The sequence below is a fragment of the Tritonibacter litoralis genome (assembly GCF_009496005.1).
In the GTDB taxonomy this organism is placed as follows: Bacteria; Pseudomonadota; Alphaproteobacteria; order Rhodobacterales; family Rhodobacteraceae; genus Epibacterium; species Epibacterium litoralis.
Window position 1 is genome coordinate 185631 of sequence record NZ_WIBF01000006.1, and the last position, 19504, is coordinate 205134.

The window sequence follows — 19504 nt, forward strand, 5'->3', positions numbered from 1 at the left end:
GTTTACTCTTCCGCAATCACGGTGATTTCGACTTTGGCGTCGATGACAAGCGAACACACCACGGTCGTGCGCACCGGATAAGGCTCTGGAAAGGCTTCCGCATAGACCTTGTTGAAATCGGCAAAATCCGCCGGGTCGGTCAGATAGCAGGCGCAGGACACGACATTGGACAGATCCATACCCTCTTTGGCCAACGTCGCCTTGATGTTGTTCAGAGTGTTTTCCGATTGCGCGGTGATGCCTTCCGGGATTCTGCCATCGGCGTCAAAGCCCAGCTCGCCGGACAGATAAAGCGTGGTGCCAACGCGGCGGGTCTTGGACAGGGGGATGTTCATGTTGTTGATCCTTTAGTTGAAAGTCAGAAATTCATCGGCATCGCTGAGGTTCGGCGCGGCTTTCAGCGCTGCCAAATCCGGCGGCGGGACACGCAGATCACTACCAGCAATGATCGCTTCGATTTCAGCTGCAACCGCCAGCACACCCAGATCGTCATGGCGTTTGCCAACGATCTGAAGCCCGAAGGGCATGCCATTGGCATCCAGACCGCAGGGAATGGTAATCGAGGGATGCCCCGCGATGGTTGAGGCGTAGGCCATAGCCAGCCAGTGATAATAGCTCTGCGTGGCAACCCCGTCGATTTCGGTCGGGTAAAGCTCACGCCAGGGGCGCGGGCTGATGGTCACGGTCGGCGAGATGACAAAATCATGCGTCTCAAAAAACGCCTGCCAGTCCCAATAGTACCGACCCTGGGCAAAGATCGCCTGAGCAACATCCTCGGCCGAGTACCGGCGCCCCTCTTCGACATTGTCGGCGACATTGGGGCCAACAAACGCACGCTGTTCATCATACAGCTTGGCGTGAATGCCAAGGAACTGCACCGCGCGCAGCACCGCAAAGATCCGGTCTGCGTCAACACATTTTGGCGCAGTCTCTTCAACCTGACCGAAGACCGGCGTTAGCTGGGGCAGGACTTTACGGAAATGGTCGCGGATCAGGTTTTCCGCCGGAGCAAATCCATAATCCTCGGTCACCGCGATTTTCAAGGACGACAGATCCCGGCGCGGCAGGTTGGCAAAAGCGCTGCCCTCCCAGGGTGTTTGCCCGTCAATCACCACAGTGCAGGGGTCATTGCGGTCAGCCCGCGCCAGAACCGACAGCATCAGCCCCGCATCCGCCACGCTGCGCGCCATCGGGCCGGAGGTGGGCATCGGGATCAGGCCCGCGGCGCGGGTGTTTCCAGGCACCACACCGGGGCTTGGACGATAGCCCACTATCCCGCAATAGGCTGCCGGGTTGCGCAGGGAGCCACCCGTATCTGACCCGGTGGCCAGCGGAGCATAGCCACAGGCCAGCGCCACCGCAGATCCCCCGGAAGATCCGGCACAGGTACGGGACAGATCATAGGGGTTCGCTGTCACCCCATAAACACGGTTGCGGGTATTTCCACCCGCGCTCCATTCCGGATTATTGGCCTTGCCCAAAGGCAGGCCGCCCTGCCCACGCATCGCCGCCACAATTGCATCATCTCCCTGGGCGATATTGTCCTTGAAGGCTTCAGAGCCAAAGGTTGTGGGCAGGCCTTTGACATCAATCATATCCTTGACCGCAAAGGGCAGGCCCTGCAGCGCCCCCAGAGGCTCACCCGCCATCACGGCTGCTTCGGCGGCCCTGGCCCCGTCCATCATCGCCTGATCATCACGCGCCACAATGGCGTTCACGGCATGATCCAACGCATCCACACGGGCCAGACAGGCCTCTGCCAGTTCTACCGGTGACAGGGCTTTGCGATCAATCAGACGGCGCGCTTCAATCGCGCCAAGGTCAGCAGGGTCTGTCGCCGTCATGGCAGTCTCCTTCTTTTATCGGGCCCTCAGCCCATCAGCGCCTTGCGCAGCATATTGCCGGTCAAAAGCAAGATCGTACAGGCAAACACCAACCTGAGCCGAGCCGGGCTGAGGCTATGCGCCAGTCGCACCCCCAAGGGTACGGTGAACATGGTCGACAGCACGATCAGAACCACGGTGGGCAGGTTGACGTAACCCAGGGTCAAAGGTGGCTTCCCCTCCACATTCCAGCCCGTCAGCATGAATGTGACAAAGGCCGGAACCGAGATCAGCACACCGAATCCCGGCGATGTTCCCACCGCCCGATGAGGCGCCACATTATAGGCGGTCAGCAACGGCACTGTGAACGAGCCGCCGCCGATGCCCATCAGCGCCGATAGAAATCCGATTGTACCGCCATATGCTGCCCCCAAAGGGCGCGGCGGCAGGTGGTCGGCAATTCGCCAGTGTTTCTTTCCCAATAGCATATAGAGACCCAGACAGGCTCCGATTATGCCAAAGACCAGCTGTAGCTCTTGAGATCTGAGCGCCGTGGCCGCCAGCACTCCGGCAATGGACCCCAGAGCAATAAAGGGTCCCCAGCTTCTGATCAGTTCAAGGCTGACCGCTCCGCGTTTGGCATGGGAGGACACCGAGCGCAGCGAGGTGAAGATAATGGTTCCGGTCGAGGTTGCCACACAGATCTGCATCAGCTGATCCGGATGATAGCCAAGCGCGTGATAGGCGTAGAAGAAAGCCGGCACCAGCACCACTCCACCGCCCACACCCAGCATGCCAGAGATAATCCCCGCAACCAGACCGGCCCCCACCATCATGGCAAGCAATGTCACATATTCCATCGGCTGTGCCTTATTCGCAGGGGAGCCCGTGTTCCGCCAGATCGGCAAAAAGGCCGGTCATGACCAGAAGCGCCTGCCGGGACAGGGATTTGAGGACGTGCTCGTTTGGCGCATGTTGCGAACACCCGGCGTAGGAGTGCGGCACCCAGATGGTGGGCAGGCCCAAAACTTCGGCAAAACAGTCATTCGGAAGCGAGCCGCCCAGGTTCGGCAACAGATGCGGAGCCGCCCCCAGAGTCTGTTCCACCGAGTGCGCTGCAAATTGCACCATCGGGTGATCGGGATCCAGCCGGGTGGCCGGGAAAGCGTGTCCTGACGCCTCGATCGCGACCTGTTCGAACCCATGGGCATCCAGATGCCGCCGCAGGGCGGGCAGGATTTCCTTGGTGTCCGTGCCGACAACAAAACGCAGCTGGCAGGTGGCCCGCGCGGATCCGGCAATCGCATTGACAGGCGCTTCCGGCACCCCCGACGTCATCGCCAGAACCGCAAAACTGTTCCAGCCAAAAACCCGCTCGGCCGGGCTCAGCCCGTCTTCGCCCCAGTCGGCGTCCAATGCGATCCCGGTCTCATGGGGTGGAAGCGCGGCCAGCACCTCGCGCACCCTTGCGGTCAGACTGGTGGGGCGCCACTCCGGGATCTTGATCTGCCCGCGTGCATCGGTGATGCAGGCCAGCGCATGTGCCAGGATGATCGCCGGATCGGCCAGAAGCCCGCCGAAATTGCCCGAATGGTTGCCGCCTTCACGCAGATCGAGACGAAGATCAAACCCAATGCCCCCCCGAGATCCGGTGAAGATTGTTGGCAGATCCGGCCGCAGCCGCGGCCCGTCCGACGCAATAAAGACATCCGCCGCCAGGAGTTCTTTGTTCTGTGCGCAAAACGCCTTGAGCCCCGGAGAGCCGGTCTCTTCGCCCATCTCGATCAGGACTTTGGCATTGAACCCCAGCTTGCCCTGCGCCGCAATCACAGCAGCCATGCTGCGCAGGTTGATCAGATGCTGCACCTTATTGTCGGCACTTCCCCGCCCATAAAGGCGATCACCGTCCTCGATCAACACAAATGGGTCCAGCCCGTCGCGCCACTGCCCTTCCTGGGCGCGCACCACATCACCGTGACCATAGGTCAGCACCGTGGGCAGATCCGGATCTTCGGTCCGTTCGGCGGTCAGAATCGGCGGCCCACCCTCTGTGGGATTGTCGTGGATCTGACAGGAGAACCCCAGGCCCATCAGCAAAGGTTCCATTGCCTCCTTCAGATAGGCGATCAGATGCGGCGCACCACGGGGGTCCTGACTTTCGGTAGGACGCGCCACCAGCGCAGCCAGCTCCTGCTGAAAATGCCCGTCATCAAAATACTGCGCCACATGGGCAAACGCGGTGTCGCGAAGAGTCATTCCTGTCCTCATTTATTTGGCACTTCCGCCACTCCATCCCCCCAGGGAGAGAAGGTCTCGGTGGTGCCGGAATTGATCTCACCCTCGCGCATCACCCCGGCAGGGCAGGCAAAGGCAAAGGGGAACGGCAGGCGCTGTGCAGTTGCCAGCGGGAACACCTCACCCAGGGCTTCGGTAACGGGACCGATCAAACGCGCATCCGCGACCACAAGATCGCCCCCCGATGCATCCAGACGCGGGGCTTCGATTGCCTCCTGCATGGTCATACCCTGCTCCATCAGATAGGCTGCGATTTGTGAGACCGCTGGCATGATCTTACGCCCGCCACTTGCACCCAGGGCAAAGCGGCGCGTGCCCGTTTCACCCACCACAGGACAGACGTTCATCAGACAGGCCTTGCCCGCTGCGAGCGTGTTCGGCTTGCCCGGTTCCGGGTCAAACCACATGATCCCGTTGTTCATCAGCAGACCGGTTGAGGGTGAGACCACTTTGGCGCCAAAGATCGACAGCAGGGTCTGGGTCATCGACACCATGTTCCCCGCTCGGTCTACGATGGAGAAATGCGTGGTACAGCCTGGTGTTTTGGCGCTTTCATGGTCGCCCATCGTGGCCAGTCGTGTCGCATAGGCATCGCGCAAACCGCTGGCACGCCCTACAAAAGCCGCGGGCGTTGCCGCATCTTCGGAGGCATATCCAGTCTGCCACTGTGCCACCGCATCCGACAATGTCGGACCTGCAGTCAGTCCAGGCACCGCAAAGATCGTGCCCCCCCGGAACGGAACCTGCAACGGATCGGCCCAGATCGGCGCATAGCTGGCCAAGTCCCCAGCCGTCAGGAACCCGCCTTTTTCGGTCACATCCCTGACCAGCGCCTGCGCCAGATCCCCGGTGTAAAAATCCTGCGCTCCGGCATCTGCCAGATGGGTCAAGGTGGCCGCCATCTTCGATTGGTCCAGCCGCTGGTTGGCCTGCGCCGTCCAACCGGAGCCTTTGGGCCACTGACCATCGTCAAGGAACAAATCCGCCGCGTCCGGATCGCGGGCCAGATCCCGCGCTGACGCGGCAATTATCAGCGCCGCATACCAATCCACATGCATCCCGGCCTGCGCATGTTCAATTGCAGGGGCCAGCAGCTCTGACCATGGCATCCGGCCAAACCGGCTATGGGCGGCCGCAATCCCGGCCACCGTCCCCGGTACGGCAATCGAACTCGCCCCGGTAATGTTGCGATCCTCGACCACGGCCTCCCAGGGGAAAAGATCGGACGCCTTGCCCGCACCAGAGAGTGGAAAATGCCCCGGATCAAGCGACGCTGAAGATCGCATTCCATAGGTCAACGCATGGGCACGGTTTTCATCGGCGCGCCAAAGCATCATGGCCCCACCACCGGCGGGGCCAGACATCCAGGGTTCCAGAACGCCCATGGCAAAGCTCACGGCGACTGCGGCATCCACCGCATCACCACCTGCCGCCAGAACCTCGGCCCCGGCCTTGGCCGCCAGCACATGCTGCGCGGCCACAACCCCGCCCGAGGTGGCAGTCACGCCCGGTTTGCGCGTCACCTGTGACGGGGCGAACGAACCGCTCATACCGTCACCGGCGGCAGTTTGGAGACATCAGGAACCTCCCAGCCCTTGCCGGGCTGCGCATCCAGAAGCATCCGTGTATAGGCATGGGACGGCGCACCAAAGACCTGATCAACCGTCCCACGTTCGACGATTTCGCCCTTTTGCATCACAATCAGATTGTCGCAGACCTGTGCCGCCACCCGCAGGTCATGGGTGATAAACAGAACAGTCAGCCCCATCCGGTCGCGGATCTCGTTCAGGAGCTTCAGAACCTCCTTTTGCACCGACACATCCAGGGCCGATACGGCCTCATCCGCGATCAGCACCTTCGGTTCAACCATCAGCGCGCGTGCAATACAGATCCGTTGCCGCTGCCCGCCCGAGAACTGGTTGGGGTAACGGTTGAGCGCATCGGGATCCAGCCGCACAATCCGCATCAACTCGCGTGCTTTCTCCATCGCATCGGCGCGGTTTGCACCAAAATTCACCGGCCCTTCGACCAGCTGGTCCCCAATGGTGCGGCGCGGGTTTAGTGACCCGTAAGGGTCCTGAAACACGATCTGGATCATCTTGCGATAGGGATGCAGCCCCTTGCGCGAATAGCCTGCAATGTTCTTGCCCTCGACCCAGACCGAACCATCATCGGGATCTTCCAGACGGATCAGACATTTGACCAGCGTCGACTTACCCGAGCCGCTTTCGCCCACAATCCCCAGCGTTTCACCCGGGCGGACTTTGAAATTGATGTCCTTACAGGCATGCACGTCACGCGCCTTTTTGAACATGGATCCGGGGATGTGATAGGTCTTGTTCAACCCCTCAACCTTCAGCATCGCCTCTCCATCCCCCAGATCCCGCTGATCACGGGTCCGACGCGGCACTGCGTCAATCAACAGCCGGGTATAGGGATGGCGCGGACGGTTCAGGACCTCTTCGGCTGTGCCCTCTTCGACAATCTGACCGTGCTGCATGACCACAACCCGGTCGGCAATCTCGGCCACTACGTCAAAGTCATGGGTTACAAACATAATGCCTGCGTCGTGTTTCTCGCGCAGTTCCTTGAACAGATGCAGTATTTGCGCCTGGGTCGACAGATCCAGCGCCGTGGTCGGCTCATCCGCGATCAACAGCTTGGGGTCCAGCGCCAGCGCCATAGCGATCACGATCCGCTGACGCTGCCCGCCCGACAGCTGATGGGGATAGCTGGAATAGATCCGTGCCGGTTCCGGCAGATGCACCTCTTCCAACAGTGTCATGGTGCGCGCCTTGCGCTCCGCCTTGGGCAGGCTTGTATGCTCCTGAAACATCTCCTCGATCTGATCGCCGACGGTATAGCAGGGGTTCAGCGCTGACATCGGTTCCTGGAACACCATGGCCATTTGCGATCCGCGCATCTTGGCATGTTCATCGGCCCCAACCTTCAACAGGTCTTTGCCGTCAAACACCACCTCACCGGTCGATGGCGTCAGCGCCTTGGGCAAGAGCCCCATAGTCGTGAAAGAGGTGATCGACTTGCCCGAACCGGACTCGCCCACGATGCAGACGATTTCCTTTGGCGCGATGGTCAGCGACAGATCCTGCACCGCAAAAGGACGGTCGCCCCCTTTGGGCAGGTCCACGGTCAGGTTGAGAATAGAGAGAATTGGGGTGCTCATCAGTTACGACCCTCCGGTGCGGTGACATCGCGGATACCGTCCCCCATCATGTTGATCGCCAGAACCAACAGGAACAAGGCAATGCCGGGAATGGTGATCATCCAGGGTTCAAATAACAGCATTTCTTTCCCTTCCGAGATCATCAGACCCCAGCTTGGCGTCGGAGGCTGCACCCCCAGACCCAGAAAGCTCAGCGCGGCTTCAAGGATAATTGCATGGGCCATCTCAAGTGTGAAAATCACGATCAGATGGTTCATGACGTTGGGCAGGATGTCCTTGATCAGAATACGCGGCAGGGAAGCACCCAGAACTTCGGCTGCGGCCACATATTCCTGCTTGCGCACCTGCATGGTGGCAGATCGCAGAACCACCGCAAAACGATCCCACAGCAACAATCCCAGAACCGAGACCACAACCATCAGCGACCCGCCAAACAGGGCCACGACAGCCAGCGCCACCAGAACCACCGGCATCGCCAGACGCACGTTGATCAGGAAGGTAACAACCGTATCAACACGGCCACCGAAGTATCCCGCCATAATCCCCATGGTGGAGCCAATGAGGCCCGAAATCACCGCTGCCAGCAGGCCAATCATCAACGAGATCCGAGCGCCATAGGCCAGCCGCGCCCAGTAATCACGCCCCAATGCATCAGTGCCCAAGACGTGGTTTTCGTCCCCCCCCATAAAGACCGGAGGTTTCATCCGCGCCAGAAGGCTTTGTTTGAACGGGTCGTGTTCGGTCAGAAACGGTGCAAACACCGCGATAAAGACAATCGCCAGGATCACAGCGGATCCAAACAGCAGCCCTTTGTGGCGCAGTGCGCGCCGGACCATCGCCTGCCGCGGCGTCAGGGGTTTGCTCTGGTCTGTTGCGGTCACAACCGGCTCCAGTTCAGTCGTTGTATCAGTCATTGGTCAATCCCCTCAGCTCACGCGCAGACGCGGATCCAGCCAGGCGTTCAGCACGTCAGCCAGGAAGGTGAAAAAGATATAGAAGGTCGAGAAAATCAGGATCAGCGCCTGCATCGTCGGCAAGTCATTGCGCGAGATCGACTCCCACGCCAGATAGCCCGCTCCATGCAGCGCAAAGATCGACTCCACCACGATGGACCCTCCCAGCATAAATCCCATCTGCACCGCAGCCAGGCTGACAACCGGAATGATCGCATTGCGCAGCGCATGTTTGAACATGATCTTGCGCGTCCCCAGCCCTTTTGCGCGGGCGGTGCGGATGTAATCAGCGGAAAGCACCTCAATCATGCCCGCACGGGTCAGACGCATGATGGCAGGCGTTGCATAGTAGCCCAGCACCACAGTTGGCAGGATGAAGTGGCGCCATGTCTCATTGCCCGAGGCCGGAACCAGCCCGAGGTTGATGGAGAAAATCACCACCAGAATAAGGCCAAACCAAAAGGACGGGATTGCCTGCCCCACAACCGAGATCAACAGCGCCGCACGGTCGATCAGCGAATTCGGGCGCGCCGCCGCCGCCACCCCCATCGGGATGGCCAGAACCAAAGCAAAGGTGATCGCCGACAGACCCAATCGCATGGTCACCGACAAGCGATCCGCAATAAGCTCGGTCACCGGCAGATCGAAATACCAGGACATGCCCAGATCGCCCTGCACCGCGTTCCTCAACCAGTCGAGATATTGGATAGGTAGGGGGCGGTCGAAGCCGAAGCGTTCGTTTATCGCCGCAATATCCTGTTGCGACGCGTTCTCACCGGCGATGGCCACCGCCGGATCCCCGGCCAGGAACAGCAGGCTGAAACTGATTGCAGAAACAGTAAGCGCCACAAGGAGAGCAAGCCCCAGGCGCTTAAGGATGAACATGAGCATTGGAATAGCCCTTATTTAGGAGGGTCAGCGTGGTCGGCCCCCATAGGGGACCGATCGTTGGCTGCGGTAGAATTAGTTCCAGGAGATGTCGAAGAAACGCACGATCTCGTCGTTGGTTGGCGTATAGGCCACATCTGGGGACATCACGTAGTTCACGTTGTACGTCCACAGCGGAACCCAATAGGCCTCATCCGCAATCTTTTTCAGCGCTTTGGAATATAGGCCCTTACGCTTTTCCTTGTCGCCGGTTGAATCCGCTTCCTTGATCCAATCGATTACTTCCGCGTCCATGGCATCATCCAGCACACCGCCGGTGAAGAATTCGCCTGTGATCGCCGAGGCATCCGCCAGCGAGTAAGATCCCCAGGTCTGGAAGGAAATCGCCACTTCATCCTTGGTACGCTTTTCACGCAGGGCCGCATATTTCAGATAGTTGAAGTTGGTGGTGATACCGACTTCGTTGAGGAAGCCCATCATTGCTTCGGCATAGGGGCGGTTGCGATAGGCGTAAAAATCAATCTCGAAGCCGTCCGGATACCCGGCTTCTGCCAGTAAGGCCTTTGCCTTTTCAGGATCATAGTCATAGGAGGTCAGGTCCTGCTCGCATCCAAACTGGATCGGCGCGCAGGCCGAGTTCACAACAATCGACGAGCCTTTGACCAACGCATCCACAATCGCCTGACGGTCAATCGCGTGATAGATCGCCTGACGGACCAGCTTGTTGGTCATCGGACCTTCGGGGTCCACCGAACCGGCGGCGTCCATTGCGATGTAACCAATCCGCATCGCTTGCGCGTTTTCAACGTTGTATTTGCCCAGGCCATCCAGCTTTTCGGTTTGATCCGCCGGTACATTCCACAGGTAGTCCAGCTCACCGTTGAACAGCTCTGCCACTTGGGTGTTGATGTCCGGAATGGTTTCGATATCAATCTTGCCGATAGAGCCTTTGCCCTTGGGGCCACCGAAATAGTTGTCATTCAGCTCCAGCAAATAATGCTTGCCCGGCTCCAGCTCCGCCATTTTATAGGGTCCAGTGCCAATTGGCTTCAACGCCATGCCTGCGGGGCCAACCTCTTCGTAATATTCATTCGGGTAAATCACCACCGGACCTGCCAGGAACTCTTCAGCCGGTGGGAACGGAGCCTTTAGGATGATGCGAACAGTGTAATCATCCACCTTCTCGGCGTGATCCATCCATGAGACGTTTTTGACAACTTTGACGTTTGAGTCCGGGTTGGTGACATAGTTTACCGTATACACAACGTCATCGGCGTTGAACGGTTCACCGTTATGGAAGGTTACACCTTCGCGCAGCTTCAGCTCCAGCGTAACATCGTCGACCCAGGTCCATTCGGTTGCCAGATTGCCCTTGTATTCGCCTGAAACCGGATCACGATACAGCAGACTGTCCCACAGAGCACGCGCCAGCAGAATACCTTCACGAGCGGAGTTGTAATAAATGTCTACGGACTCCAGCTCACGCTGAAAGGCCATTTTCAGGGTGTCGTCGGCTTTGCCAGCCAGGGCACCGGTCGTTGCGGTTGCCGCAATTGCTGTGCTGGCAAGCAATGTCTTAAAGTTCATTGTTCATCCTCTCTGTCGAATCTGGCGCAGCTGTTTTTGTGTTCTCGTTCTGCATCTTGTATACAATGATCGAATTCAGTATTCGGTCAAGAAGAGAGTATGTATGCACAAATAATCTCGATGAGCTGCATGGTTCTGCCCTTAAATTGGACAAAGTACCGCAGACGGCCGATTTCGAGGCGGACAGAAACTGAACGCAACCTGGCTGGCAACAGAACTCAATGCACCCCGCACAGCATTGCCCGAGGCCATCGTCCTCCTGTATCGACTATAGAAGCGATTGAAATACCGCATGACGTTGAGTGCATGACACCCAACGAGCCACATGCAAATTTCATCTGGATGTGAGGGCGTTTCTACCCGCCTTTAACTGGTAAAAGGCTGGACGCGGCGCTTTTCAGCATGGATTGATCTGAGCCGCAAACGAACAGTGTTACGCCCTTGGCATGCCAATCCGGAATGTGCGCAGCATTTCCAACAAACAGACCAATCGCCTTGTCATGTTTCTGCCCCGCGGCCACGATGCGGAGTATAGCCTCATCCAGCGCGTCCGAAGGATAGCCGACCTGCATAGACTGCGCCAGATCGGCAGGGCCGATAAAGAGCATATCAACGTCATCAATGGCGGCGATGTCATCCAGATGATCCAACGCGCTGGCGTCCTCGATCTGAACCATCGCAACGCTGGAGGCATCGCAGTTGTGTTGATAGTCCTGTATCGTCATACCGCCGTAGTTTCCGGCGCGGGGGGATGGGGAAAGCCCGCGTTTGCCACGTGAAAACCGAACCGCATCGCAGACCGCCTCGGCGTCAGTGCGGTCCATCACATGGGGCACCATGACCCCGGCCACTCCCAAATCCAGAAGTGGCGCAATCCAATCACGGGATGTGCCCCAGCGACGGGACAGTATTGGCATCCCGGCCGCACGTGACGCCAGTGCCATCATGTCCATCTGAGCAATGCCAATCGGAGCATGTTCCTGATCAACGACCGCAAAATCCAACCCTGCCTCTCCCAGGATTTCCACAATTTGCGGGGCCGGTGTTTTGATGAATGTTCCGATCAAAAGATCTTTGGCTTCGATGCGGGATCTGAGATCTTGCATTCTTGCCTCCTCAGTCGTTCAGGCCGATGACATCGGCAGCGTTTTTGGCCATCATCTGGCGGATTTCGTCATCCGAACAGCCAAGCGCGAGACAGGTCGCAACCCCGCGCTGGAACCCATGCAACGGTGTCAGCGTTCCGACCTGTCCCAGATCAGAGCACAAGATTGTACGTTCCGCGCCGACCAAATCGATAAAGGCGCGCAGCTCGTCGTTGGTGCGGGTCCTGAACTTGGACCCTTCGACAAAGAACGCCAGCGAATGTTCGACAAAGGCGCCCATATCCGCGATTTCCTTGGTGTCCTCCATCGAGGCGCCGACAATGTCCTCGGGATGGGTAAAGATCAGCCGCTCAACCCCGCGTTTGCGCGCCTCGGCAAAGACGGTCTTGGTTTCCGAGACGTGAATATGGCCGCTGGCAAGCGCCATACCGGTGGCGGCCATCACATCCAACAGGTCAAGAACTTCGGGCCGCAGCTTGCCGTTTTCAAACAGTGGCACTGGCGTAGCCGGGCGTATTTTCTGGGTCGAGGCCGGATGCGCCCAGCCTGAGGACTTCTCCCATTCCAGATGGTTCTCGGCGGCCAGGGTCGGCAGCCAGACAATCCGCCCCCCCATCGCGCCTGTGTGTTCGACCGCATAGGGGTTGATGCCGCCCACCACATTATTCAGCACGATTCCCGAAAACACCTTGGTTTTGAGGTCCGGATAATGATCCGTAATCATCCGCGCGCAGATCACGCCGGAATAGTCGTGATCCTTGGTGACCATCGCGGCAAAGCCGTTTTCCGAATATATGCGCGCCAGGTCCAGATGATCTACCGCACGCGGCGCGATAGAGGGGCCGGAATGCACATGTGGGTCAACCGCGCCGGTCAGGAGCTCGGCGATGCGCGCTGACTCTCTGGTTTCGATCTGTTCAATCTTGCTATTTTCTGGCTCGCTCATGTCCGGGCCTCCTTTCCCATAGGGGTTGATGTGCTTTGGGCGGGCTTTATCCTTTGTGCGCCCAGGCGCCGTCGGGGACACTGTCAAGGGCGGTGCGCCAAGCGTCGCTGCGTTCACAAGGCTGTTCAGCCAGCGTCAGTGCGGCCTGGGTGGCGGCAGATAAATAGGACTGGCGCGCGGCGTCATCAGTGCGCGGCACGCCATAGCTGACAACCGGTTCGGAGACGTCAAAGCCCATATATTCCAGCGCCAGTTTGCGGACCGGCATCAAGAGCGGGCCAATCGGGCCATAGGAGCCGTCGTGGGAAAACCGCTCGGGCGTGCCGCCGGTGGTGACGCTGATCATGGCGCGGCGACCGCGGAACAGGCCGGTGTCAAAGCGCCGCCCGTCGACATAGGCAAACCCATAGCTCAGCACCCGGTCAATCCAGCCTTTCATCAGCGCGGGCGGCCCCCCCCACCACAGTGGAAATTGTAGGATCAGATTGTCGGCTTCGGCCACGCGCGCCTGTTCCCGCGCGATATCAGCGGCAAAGCCGTTATGACGCGCCGCATGGGCCTGTTCAGCCTGAATGTGGAACTGGTCCGGGTCGGCCATGTCAAGCATGTCGTGGCGACCAATATCGGCGCGGAACCCTTCGGCGGCCAGATCGGACACCGTTACCTGATGCCCGGCTTTGCCCAGCTCTTTGGCCATGGCTCCGGCCAATGCATGATTAAATGAACCCGGCGCGGGATGGGCCACGACAATCAGAATGTTGCGCGTGTTGGGCATCGACTAGAACTCCACCCGATCGGCGCCCTTGAGGTTCAGCATGGCGCGCGCCTCATCCGGCGACGCAATTTCAAAGCCCAGGCTTTCGGCCAGCTCACGCGCGGTGCGGACTTGTTGTGCGTTGCTGGTGGCCAATTCGCCGCGTTTGGCAAAGAGCGAGTCTTCCAGCCCGACGCGCATGTTCCCACCCAGCAACAGCGATTGCAGCGCGACCGGCATCTGGTGGCGTCCCGCTCCCAGAACCGACCAGTGGTAGTCTTCACCAAACAGCCGATCTGCAGTGCGGCGCATATGGGCGACATCTTCTGGATGGGCGCCAATGCCGCCCAAAATACCAAAGACGCTCTGCACAAAAAACGGCGGTTTGACCAAGCCGCGCTGCACAAAATGGTGCAGCGTGTAGAGATGGCCGATGTCATAGCATTCCACTTCGAACCTTGTGCCACTGGCCGAACAGGTATTCAGAACATGTTCAATCTCGGCAAAGCTATTGTGGAAAATACGCGAGCGTGACCCTTCGATAAAATCTCTTTCCCAGTCGAACTTGAAGTCCTTCATCTTGTCCAACAACGGGTAGAATCCAAAATTCATCGTGCCCATATTCAACGACGCGATTTCGGGCTGGAAAGTTGCGGCGGGACGCAGTCGCTCTTCGACACTCATCTGGGGCGACCCGCCGGTGGTGATGTTTATGATCACATCCGAGCGTTGTTTTATCACCTTCAGGAAGGGCTCAAATCGCTCTGGAGATTGGTCAGGGCGCCCGGTTTCAGGGTCACGGGCATGCAAGTGCACAATCGCTGCCCCGGCCTCTCGCGCCTCCAGTGCGGCAGTGGCGATTTCTTCTGCGGTGATCGGCAAATGCGGCGACATGGACGGGGTGTGAATACCGCCAGTGACTGCGCATGTGATGATGATTTTACGTTTTGTCATGTGGTCCTCAGAACAGGGCGCGCGGGATGAAAAGGGTCAGTTGCGGGATCAGCGCGATCAGAGCCAATACACATAGGCAGATCCCCACCAGCGGCAGAGCCTCGCGGATGACCCGTGTCACTGGCTCTCCAGAAATAGCCGACGCAATGAACAGAAGGATACCGACCGGCGGTGTCGCCATGCCGATCACGACATTCAGCACGACAACCGTTCCGAACTGCACCGGGTCCATGCCAATCAGAACCTGCATTTTCAGCAGGATCGGCATGGTCAGGATCAGGATCGAGATCGGCTCAAGAAACATGCCCAGCGCCAAAAGGAAAATGTTCAGCAACAGCAGGATAAGCCAGGGGTTCTCGGTGATCTGAAGCATGGCTTCAGCGATCAGGGTCGGGACCTGCTCAAGCGTAAAGACAAAGGACACAATGCTTGCCATCGAGGTGATGAACAAGATCGAGGCCGACACAAGCGCCGTGGCAATCAACGCGTTCCAGACGCGTTCAACCGTCAGGTCCTTATAGATAAACCCGATGACCAGCGCATAGGCGACAGCGACCGCCGCGGCCTCGGTTGGGGTAAAGATACCGGCCTTAATCCCAACCAGAATGATCAGCGGCAAGATGAGGGCTGGCAAGGTGCGCCGGGTGGCCGCCAACCGCTCGGCCAGCCCCATTTTTTCGGTGACGGGAAAGCCGTCGCGCCGGGCACGCCAGCTGGCATAGATCAACAGGCCAGAGGCAATGGCGATGCCGGGCACAACCCCGGCCAGGAACAACTGACCGATCGACGCCCCAGAGAGAACGCCGTAGATAATCATGGTGATCGAGGGCGGAATGATCGGCCCCATGACCGAGCTCACGGCGATCAGCGCGGCGGCATAGGCCGGGGGCATGCCTTGTTTCGACATAGTGGGGATCAGGATGGTGCCGAGCGCCGAAGCCTCTGCAGTCGCACTGCCGGAAATTCCCGCAAAAAAGCCCGAAGACAGGATCGATACCGACGACATGCCGCCACGCCGATGTCCAACCATGGCACGGGCGAAGTTGACGATCCGGTCCGTCACGCCGCCGACATTCATCAACGATCCTGCCAGGAGGAAAAGAGGGATGGTCAGCAAAACGAATTGATCAATGCCCGCGATCATCCGCTGCGGCAGCATCAATGCCATCATGCCATTGCCCGACAGATATAGATAGGCCGTACCCCCAATCCCTAGAGCAAGCGCAATGGGAATGCCGCTGGCCAACAAACCCGCAAAGACCACAAAGAAACTGCCCATCAAGACGCCCCTTCAGACGGTGCAAGGCCGTCGTTTCCTTGATTTTCTATGAATTCAGGGTGAAACCGCGTGATCAGATCTGCGACAACATGCAACGCCATTAAGGACAGACCAACCGTAACCGACACGTAGACCCAGCGGATCGACAACCCCAGCGGTTCGCCAGCCAGCGACTCCCAGATGAAATCCAGCGCCGGGATTGTCTGGCGATCAAAACGTGAGGCAAAGTCATAGCCATGCCACGCGATCAGCCCCAAAAAGAACAGGATTGGCACCGCCATCACCGCGCTGAGCAGCCATTTCCCGCGCGGCGGCAGATGCGTGGGCAGAAAGTCCAGCGCGACAAATTCACCACGACTATAGGCCAGGCCTAGCACCAGAAAGGTCTGCCAGATCAACAGATAGCGGCACAGCTCTTCGGCCCAAATCAGCGAGTCACCAAGCACGTAGCGGGCGCAAACCTGCGCGACCATAATGCCAACAATCAGCGCCATGCACAGGCCCGCCAAAACACGCACGGTCCGGATATAGACACGGATGATCAAAGGATGAGGGGACACAGATGTCATAATCTGCCTTTCGAGTTGCGCCCCGCGCGGTTTCAGACCGCGCGGAGAGTGGACTGCGGCGGTCAACCGGCGGCGGCGACCAATTCAGCAATCAGCGGATCCTTAGCCGCCCAATCTGCGGTCATACCCGACACCTTGGTGCGCATCGCATCCAGATCCGTCAGCTCCAGCACTTCGACCCCCTTAGCTTTGAGCGTCTCGCGCCCCTCGGCGTCCTGGGTTTTGGCATAGTTCAACGTGGCGGTTACCGAACGGCGACCGGCCTCGGTCACGGCGGCTTTTTCTTCGTCGTTCAGCGTGTTCCAATACCGGTCCGACATGATGGTTGTCATGTGCCAAGGGTAATGGCCCGTCAGGGTGAAGTGCTTGCCGACCTCCCACAGGTTTTCGCCCAGCATCGACGAAACATTGATTTCTACCGCATCCAGAACACCTGTTTCCAGCGCGCCATAGATTTCGCCATAGGGCAAACCGACAGGGGAAGTTCCAAGCGTCTCCCAAATCTGTTTGTGCAGCGGCACCGGAACGATGCGGGTTTTCAGACCCGACAGATCATTCAGCGAGGCTACAGGGTCTTTCACGGACAGGAAATGTCGTTGACCAGTGTCGGCGGTGGCGAGGCTGACCAACCCCGCATTGTGCAGATCGTCTTGAATTTTCAAGCCAACCTCGCCCAGTGCCAATTCGCCAAAATGGTCGTAATCCCGCACAAGGAAAGGCAACTGCCAGGCGCTCATCGCTTGGCGACCGGTGACCAAAGGAATAAGCACGCCCGACACGGCCGTAACATCCATTGTTCCGGCAACAGTGCCTTCCAGCAGTTGTTTGTCGCCGCCCAACTGACGGTTGGGAAAGATGTTGATGTTGAATGCACCGGGCAAAAGCTCTTCGAGAGTTTCGGCAAAGCTTGTAGCCAGCTTGTGGCCAGGGTGCACTTCGTTTGCCGCATGTGCGATCTTCATGGATTTGCCCGCAGCTCGCGCGACGTGTGGCGCGGCCAGGCTTCCTGCAATGGCGGCTGTGCCAGTCTGCAAAAGGGTTCTTCTTGTGATCATCGGTCTCTCCTCCCAAGTGATCGATTGGTTCCGATTTTCCGCCGGGTTGTCCCCCGGTGATGTCGGTTTGGTGCCGCTACGTGCCCTCCGGCATTGGGTAGTCGTCGGCGTTCAGCACCCAGCCCGGCTTCATCGAGAAATCCATGCGGGGCGGGCTGAAAATGTCGATGAGCTCATTACACCCTTCCCCTGTTGCGCGCGTGGTATGGATGACCGGCGGGGGGATTACCAACATCGAAGGCGACGCCATTTCAATCGCTTCATCATCGCGCCAATCCGCCATATCGCTGGTCCAAGCCCAACGCAGATAGTGGGTAAACTTACCCTGCAGCGCCAAAGAGCCTTGCTCAAAATCGTCATGATGATGCGGAGACATCTTGGACGGGTCACGCGGGCCCTCAAAAGGCTCCAGCACATTGATCATTAATGTGGTGCAGCGGAAAATGCGGCCAAAACGACCCTCTTCCTGGGGGACATCCAAGCTGTAGGCGCGGATCTTCCACCCATCCTTAGGCTCCGGCCAAGGTTGAAACGGTGGGATATGCGTTCGCGGCACTTTATAGCCCTGCGCGTTGCCGCAACCCTCGGCCAAGTCAGTGTTCTGGGTGGACAAGATCCGCACCAAAACGCCACCTTCGGGCAAAGTTACGGAGCTGTCTCCGGGTGGCACAAAGACGAGACTGTTGCCCGGCACATGCAGCTGCGATCCGTTCCACTCGATCAGGGCTGAGGCCTTGGGCAGAAGCACCGCGTATTCGTCAATCTGCGCTTTTCGCTCATGGGCAACGCCTGGGGCGGCCTCGGTGTAAGCGACCAGGAAGTTGTGACCCCGATGCATCCAGGCTTTTCCCGCGTCGTTCGTTAATTGCGGATCATCGGCGTAGAAATGTGCCTCTTGTGGTTCGGCAATAAGCCCCGTTTGCGCAATGGTGCTAGCCGGTGCCTTGAGCGCCAGGGAAGCGCGCGGATCTGACTTGTCATACATCACTTAAACCTCTCGGCGCGCGCCCAGAGAGGAATGTGAACACATCTTTTGCTATCGAACATTTGCCTGTCCTCCCCTTGCATATGTTTCGCTAGTCGATACAATGTATCTTAGTTCGAAACATATGATCCTGACCGGGATGCTGTCAAGCGTGGTATCTGCCGCGCATTCCGGGCCCGTTTTTAAGGGCCGACAATTGAAGGAGGTGCAGAAATTGAATCCGGGAACTGACGACAAATCAGACATTATCCAAAGCGTCGCTCTGGCTCTCCAACTGCTTGAAACACTGGCAGAAAGTGACGCGGAAATAGGCGTAACCGCGCTGGCCTCATCGCTTGGAACAACAAAAAGCCGCATCTATCGGCATCTGCGAACACTGGTTACACTGGGCTATATCTCACAATCCGAAGAAACCGAACGGTATCGAATCGGCGCACGACTGATCGCCTTGGGCAAGGCAGCCTCTGGATCGGCTGACCTGACGTCAGTGGCCTTGCCTCATATGCGCGTGCTTCGAGATGTTACGGGACATGCCGTCAGCCTTGGCCAAGTCGAACAAGACGGCATCCGTATCCTCAACACACTGGCTGGCAACATGCAAATCGAAGTGGGTGTTCGTCCTGGCTCATTGCTGGCGTTTACCAATTCAGCGCAAGGCAAGGTCGCGCTGGCATCAATGTCTGACGAAGATCGCGCTGCCGTGATCCCCTCGAAACTGTCGGCCGCCACACAGTTCACGATTACGGACCAAGAGGAGTTCCGGGCGCATATCGACAAAATTCGCGATCAACGTTGGGCGACGGCACCGAATGAGACCATGCTGGGACTTAATGCGCTGGCCTGCCCGATTATCGATGCTGATCGCAAAACGATCGCCACAATCGCGATTGTCAGCCTGACGCAGTACATCGAAATTCCGCCAGACCCGGTTCAAATACAAGCCGTCTCAGAGGCCGCAGAGCGCATATCTTTGCAACTCGGTTGTCCGAAGGACATGTGGGAGAATTGACGCAGCAGAACCTGTTGACCATCACTATATTTATCTGCTGGGAAGCTAACCTGTGACCACCTCAAAGCGTTCAAACCTGCGATCCGTATTTGCAAAAAGGAAGGGCAACCTGTGCTG

18 protein-coding genes are annotated in these 19504 nt (G+C 58.4%); 1 reads left to right on the plus strand and 17 read right to left on the minus strand.

The genetic code is table 11. The features are described 5' to 3' along the window. Positions 1-2: 2 nt before the first annotated feature. From GFB49_RS11755 to GFB49_RS11835, 17 genes are all read right to left on the minus strand, one after another. A complete protein-coding gene (locus GFB49_RS11755; RefSeq protein WP_153216069.1) occupies positions 3-335 on the minus strand; it encodes a RidA family protein in 333 nt (110 codons plus the stop codon). 12 nt (positions 336-347) lie between these two features. Further along, complete coding sequence (locus tag GFB49_RS11760) at positions 348-1844, minus strand: amidase (RefSeq protein ID WP_153216070.1); 1497 nt, start codon at positions 1842-1844, stop codon at positions 348-350. A gap of 26 nt (positions 1845-1870) precedes the next feature. Next, a complete protein-coding gene (locus GFB49_RS11765) occupies positions 1871-2683 on the minus strand; it encodes a sulfite exporter TauE/SafE family protein (RefSeq protein ID WP_153216071.1) in 813 nt (270 codons plus the stop codon). A 10-nt stretch (positions 2684-2693) separates the two neighbouring features. Next, positions 2694-4079 (minus strand): M20 family metallopeptidase, encoded by a 1386-nt coding sequence (locus GFB49_RS11770; protein ID WP_153216072.1) that lies wholly within the window; start codon positions 4077-4079, stop codon positions 2694-2696. An 8-nt stretch (positions 4080-4087) separates the two neighbouring features. Next, on the minus strand, positions 4088-5668 hold the full coding sequence (locus GFB49_RS11775) for a gamma-glutamyltransferase (protein WP_153216073.1): 1581 nt from the start codon (positions 5666-5668) through the stop codon (positions 4088-4090). Beyond that, complete coding sequence (locus GFB49_RS11780) at positions 5665-7302, minus strand: ABC transporter ATP-binding protein (protein WP_153216074.1); 1638 nt, start codon at positions 7300-7302, stop codon at positions 5665-5667. The genes GFB49_RS11775 and GFB49_RS11780 overlap by 4 nt, the downstream gene beginning before the upstream one ends. Then, on the minus strand, positions 7302-8216 hold the full coding sequence (locus GFB49_RS11785; RefSeq protein WP_153216075.1) for an ABC transporter permease: 915 nt from the start codon (positions 8214-8216) through the stop codon (positions 7302-7304). Before GFB49_RS11785 ends, GFB49_RS11780 begins: the two co-directional genes overlap by 1 nt. Positions 8217-8228: 12 nt before the next feature. Continuing rightward, a complete protein-coding gene (locus tag GFB49_RS11790; protein ID WP_153216076.1) occupies positions 8229-9146 on the minus strand; it encodes an ABC transporter permease in 918 nt (305 codons plus the stop codon). Between the two features lie 72 nt (positions 9147-9218). After that, entirely contained in the window at positions 9219-10730 is a 1512-nt protein-coding gene (locus GFB49_RS11795; protein WP_153216077.1) for an ABC transporter substrate-binding protein, read from the minus strand. Between the two features lie 356 nt (positions 10731-11086). After that, entirely contained in the window at positions 11087-11836 is a 750-nt protein-coding gene (locus GFB49_RS11800; RefSeq protein WP_153216078.1) for an HpcH/HpaI aldolase family protein, read from the minus strand. A gap of 10 nt (positions 11837-11846) precedes the next feature. Then, on the minus strand, positions 11847-12782 hold the full coding sequence (locus GFB49_RS11805) for a DUF6282 family protein (RefSeq protein ID WP_153216079.1): 936 nt from the start codon (positions 12780-12782) through the stop codon (positions 11847-11849). Positions 12783-12828: 46 nt separating this feature from the next. Continuing rightward, positions 12829-13557: an NAD(P)H-dependent oxidoreductase gene (locus GFB49_RS11810; RefSeq protein ID WP_153216080.1), complete on the minus strand. Its 729-nt coding sequence runs from the start codon at positions 13555-13557 to the stop codon at positions 12829-12831. Positions 13558-13560: 3 nt separating this feature from the next. After that, positions 13561-14490, minus strand: a complete 930-nt coding sequence (gene kce / locus GFB49_RS11815) for a 3,5-dioxohexanoate:acetyl-CoA acetone transferase (RefSeq protein ID WP_153216081.1) — start codon at positions 14488-14490, stop codon at positions 13561-13563. Between the two features lie 7 nt (positions 14491-14497). Beyond that, positions 14498-15769, minus strand: a complete 1272-nt coding sequence (locus GFB49_RS11820) for a TRAP transporter large permease (RefSeq protein ID WP_153216082.1) — start codon at positions 15767-15769, stop codon at positions 14498-14500. Further along, entirely contained in the window at positions 15769-16338 is a 570-nt protein-coding gene (locus tag GFB49_RS11825) for a TRAP transporter small permease (RefSeq protein WP_153216083.1), read from the minus strand. Before GFB49_RS11825 ends, GFB49_RS11820 begins: the two co-directional genes overlap by 1 nt. Before the next feature lie 62 nt (positions 16339-16400). Next, positions 16401-17393, minus strand: a complete 993-nt coding sequence (locus tag GFB49_RS11830) for a TRAP transporter substrate-binding protein (RefSeq protein WP_153216084.1) — start codon at positions 17391-17393, stop codon at positions 16401-16403. A 76-nt stretch (positions 17394-17469) separates the two neighbouring features. Beyond that, the gene (locus GFB49_RS11835; RefSeq protein WP_153216085.1) at positions 17470-18378 is read right to left on the minus strand and encodes a cupin domain-containing protein; all 909 of its coding nucleotides are present in this window, start codon (positions 18376-18378) and stop codon (positions 17470-17472) included. Between the two features lie 124 nt (positions 18379-18502). On the opposite strand from GFB49_RS11835, the gene GFB49_RS11840 reads away from it, so the two are divergent. Further along, on the plus strand, positions 18503-19387 hold the full coding sequence (locus GFB49_RS11840) for an IclR family transcriptional regulator (protein ID WP_194269331.1): 885 nt from the start codon (positions 18503-18505) through the stop codon (positions 19385-19387). Positions 19388-19504 lie beyond the last annotated feature (117 nt).

What these genes read in the sequence shown, in the direction of transcription:
- GFB49_RS11790 (WP_153216076.1), bottom strand. Translation starts at nt 9,146, where the DNA reads ATGCTCATGTTCATCCTTAAGCGCCTGGGGCTTGCTCTCCTTGTGGCG.
- GFB49_RS11805 (WP_153216079.1), bottom strand. Translation starts at nt 12,782, where the DNA reads ATGAGCGAGCCAGAAAATAGCAAGATTGAACAGATCGAAACCAGAGAG.
- GFB49_RS11825 (WP_153216083.1), bottom strand. Translation starts at nt 16,338, where the DNA reads ATGACATCTGTGTCCCCTCATCCTTTGATCATCCGTGTCTATATCCGG.
- GFB49_RS11755 (WP_153216069.1), bottom strand. Translation starts at nt 335, where the DNA reads ATGAACATCCCCCTGTCCAAGACCCGCCGCGTTGGCACCACGCTTTAT.
- GFB49_RS11810 (WP_153216080.1), bottom strand. Translation starts at nt 13,557, where the DNA reads ATGCCCAACACGCGCAACATTCTGATTGTCGTGGCCCATCCCGCGCCG.
- GFB49_RS11780 (WP_153216074.1), bottom strand. Translation starts at nt 7,302, where the DNA reads ATGAGCACCCCAATTCTCTCTATTCTCAACCTGACCGTGGACCTGCCC.
- GFB49_RS11840 (WP_194269331.1), top strand. Translation starts at nt 18,503, where the DNA reads ATGATCCTGACCGGGATGCTGTCAAGCGTGGTATCTGCCGCGCATTCC.
- GFB49_RS11830 (WP_153216084.1), bottom strand. Translation starts at nt 17,393, where the DNA reads ATGATCACAAGAAGAACCCTTTTGCAGACTGGCACAGCCGCCATTGCA.
- GFB49_RS11775 (WP_153216073.1), bottom strand. Translation starts at nt 5,668, where the DNA reads ATGAGCGGTTCGTTCGCCCCGTCACAGGTGACGCGCAAACCGGGCGTG.
- GFB49_RS11800 (WP_153216078.1), bottom strand. Translation starts at nt 11,836, where the DNA reads ATGCAAGATCTCAGATCCCGCATCGAAGCCAAAGATCTTTTGATCGGA.
- GFB49_RS11795 (WP_153216077.1), bottom strand. Translation starts at nt 10,730, where the DNA reads ATGAACTTTAAGACATTGCTTGCCAGCACAGCAATTGCGGCAACCGCA.
- GFB49_RS11765 (WP_153216071.1), bottom strand. Translation starts at nt 2,683, where the DNA reads ATGGAATATGTGACATTGCTTGCCATGATGGTGGGGGCCGGTCTGGTT.
- GFB49_RS11760 (WP_153216070.1), bottom strand. Translation starts at nt 1,844, where the DNA reads ATGACGGCGACAGACCCTGCTGACCTTGGCGCGATTGAAGCGCGCCGT.
- GFB49_RS11770 (WP_153216072.1), bottom strand. Translation starts at nt 4,079, where the DNA reads ATGACTCTTCGCGACACCGCGTTTGCCCATGTGGCGCAGTATTTTGAT.
- GFB49_RS11820 (WP_153216082.1), bottom strand. Translation starts at nt 15,769, where the DNA reads ATGGGCAGTTTCTTTGTGGTCTTTGCGGGTTTGTTGGCCAGCGGCATT.
- GFB49_RS11785 (WP_153216075.1), bottom strand. Translation starts at nt 8,216, where the DNA reads ATGACTGATACAACGACTGAACTGGAGCCGGTTGTGACCGCAACAGAC.
- GFB49_RS11835 (WP_153216085.1), bottom strand. Translation starts at nt 18,378, where the DNA reads ATGTATGACAAGTCAGATCCGCGCGCTTCCCTGGCGCTCAAGGCACCG.
- kce (WP_153216081.1), bottom strand. Translation starts at nt 14,490, where the DNA reads ATGACAAAACGTAAAATCATCATCACATGCGCAGTCACTGGCGGTATT.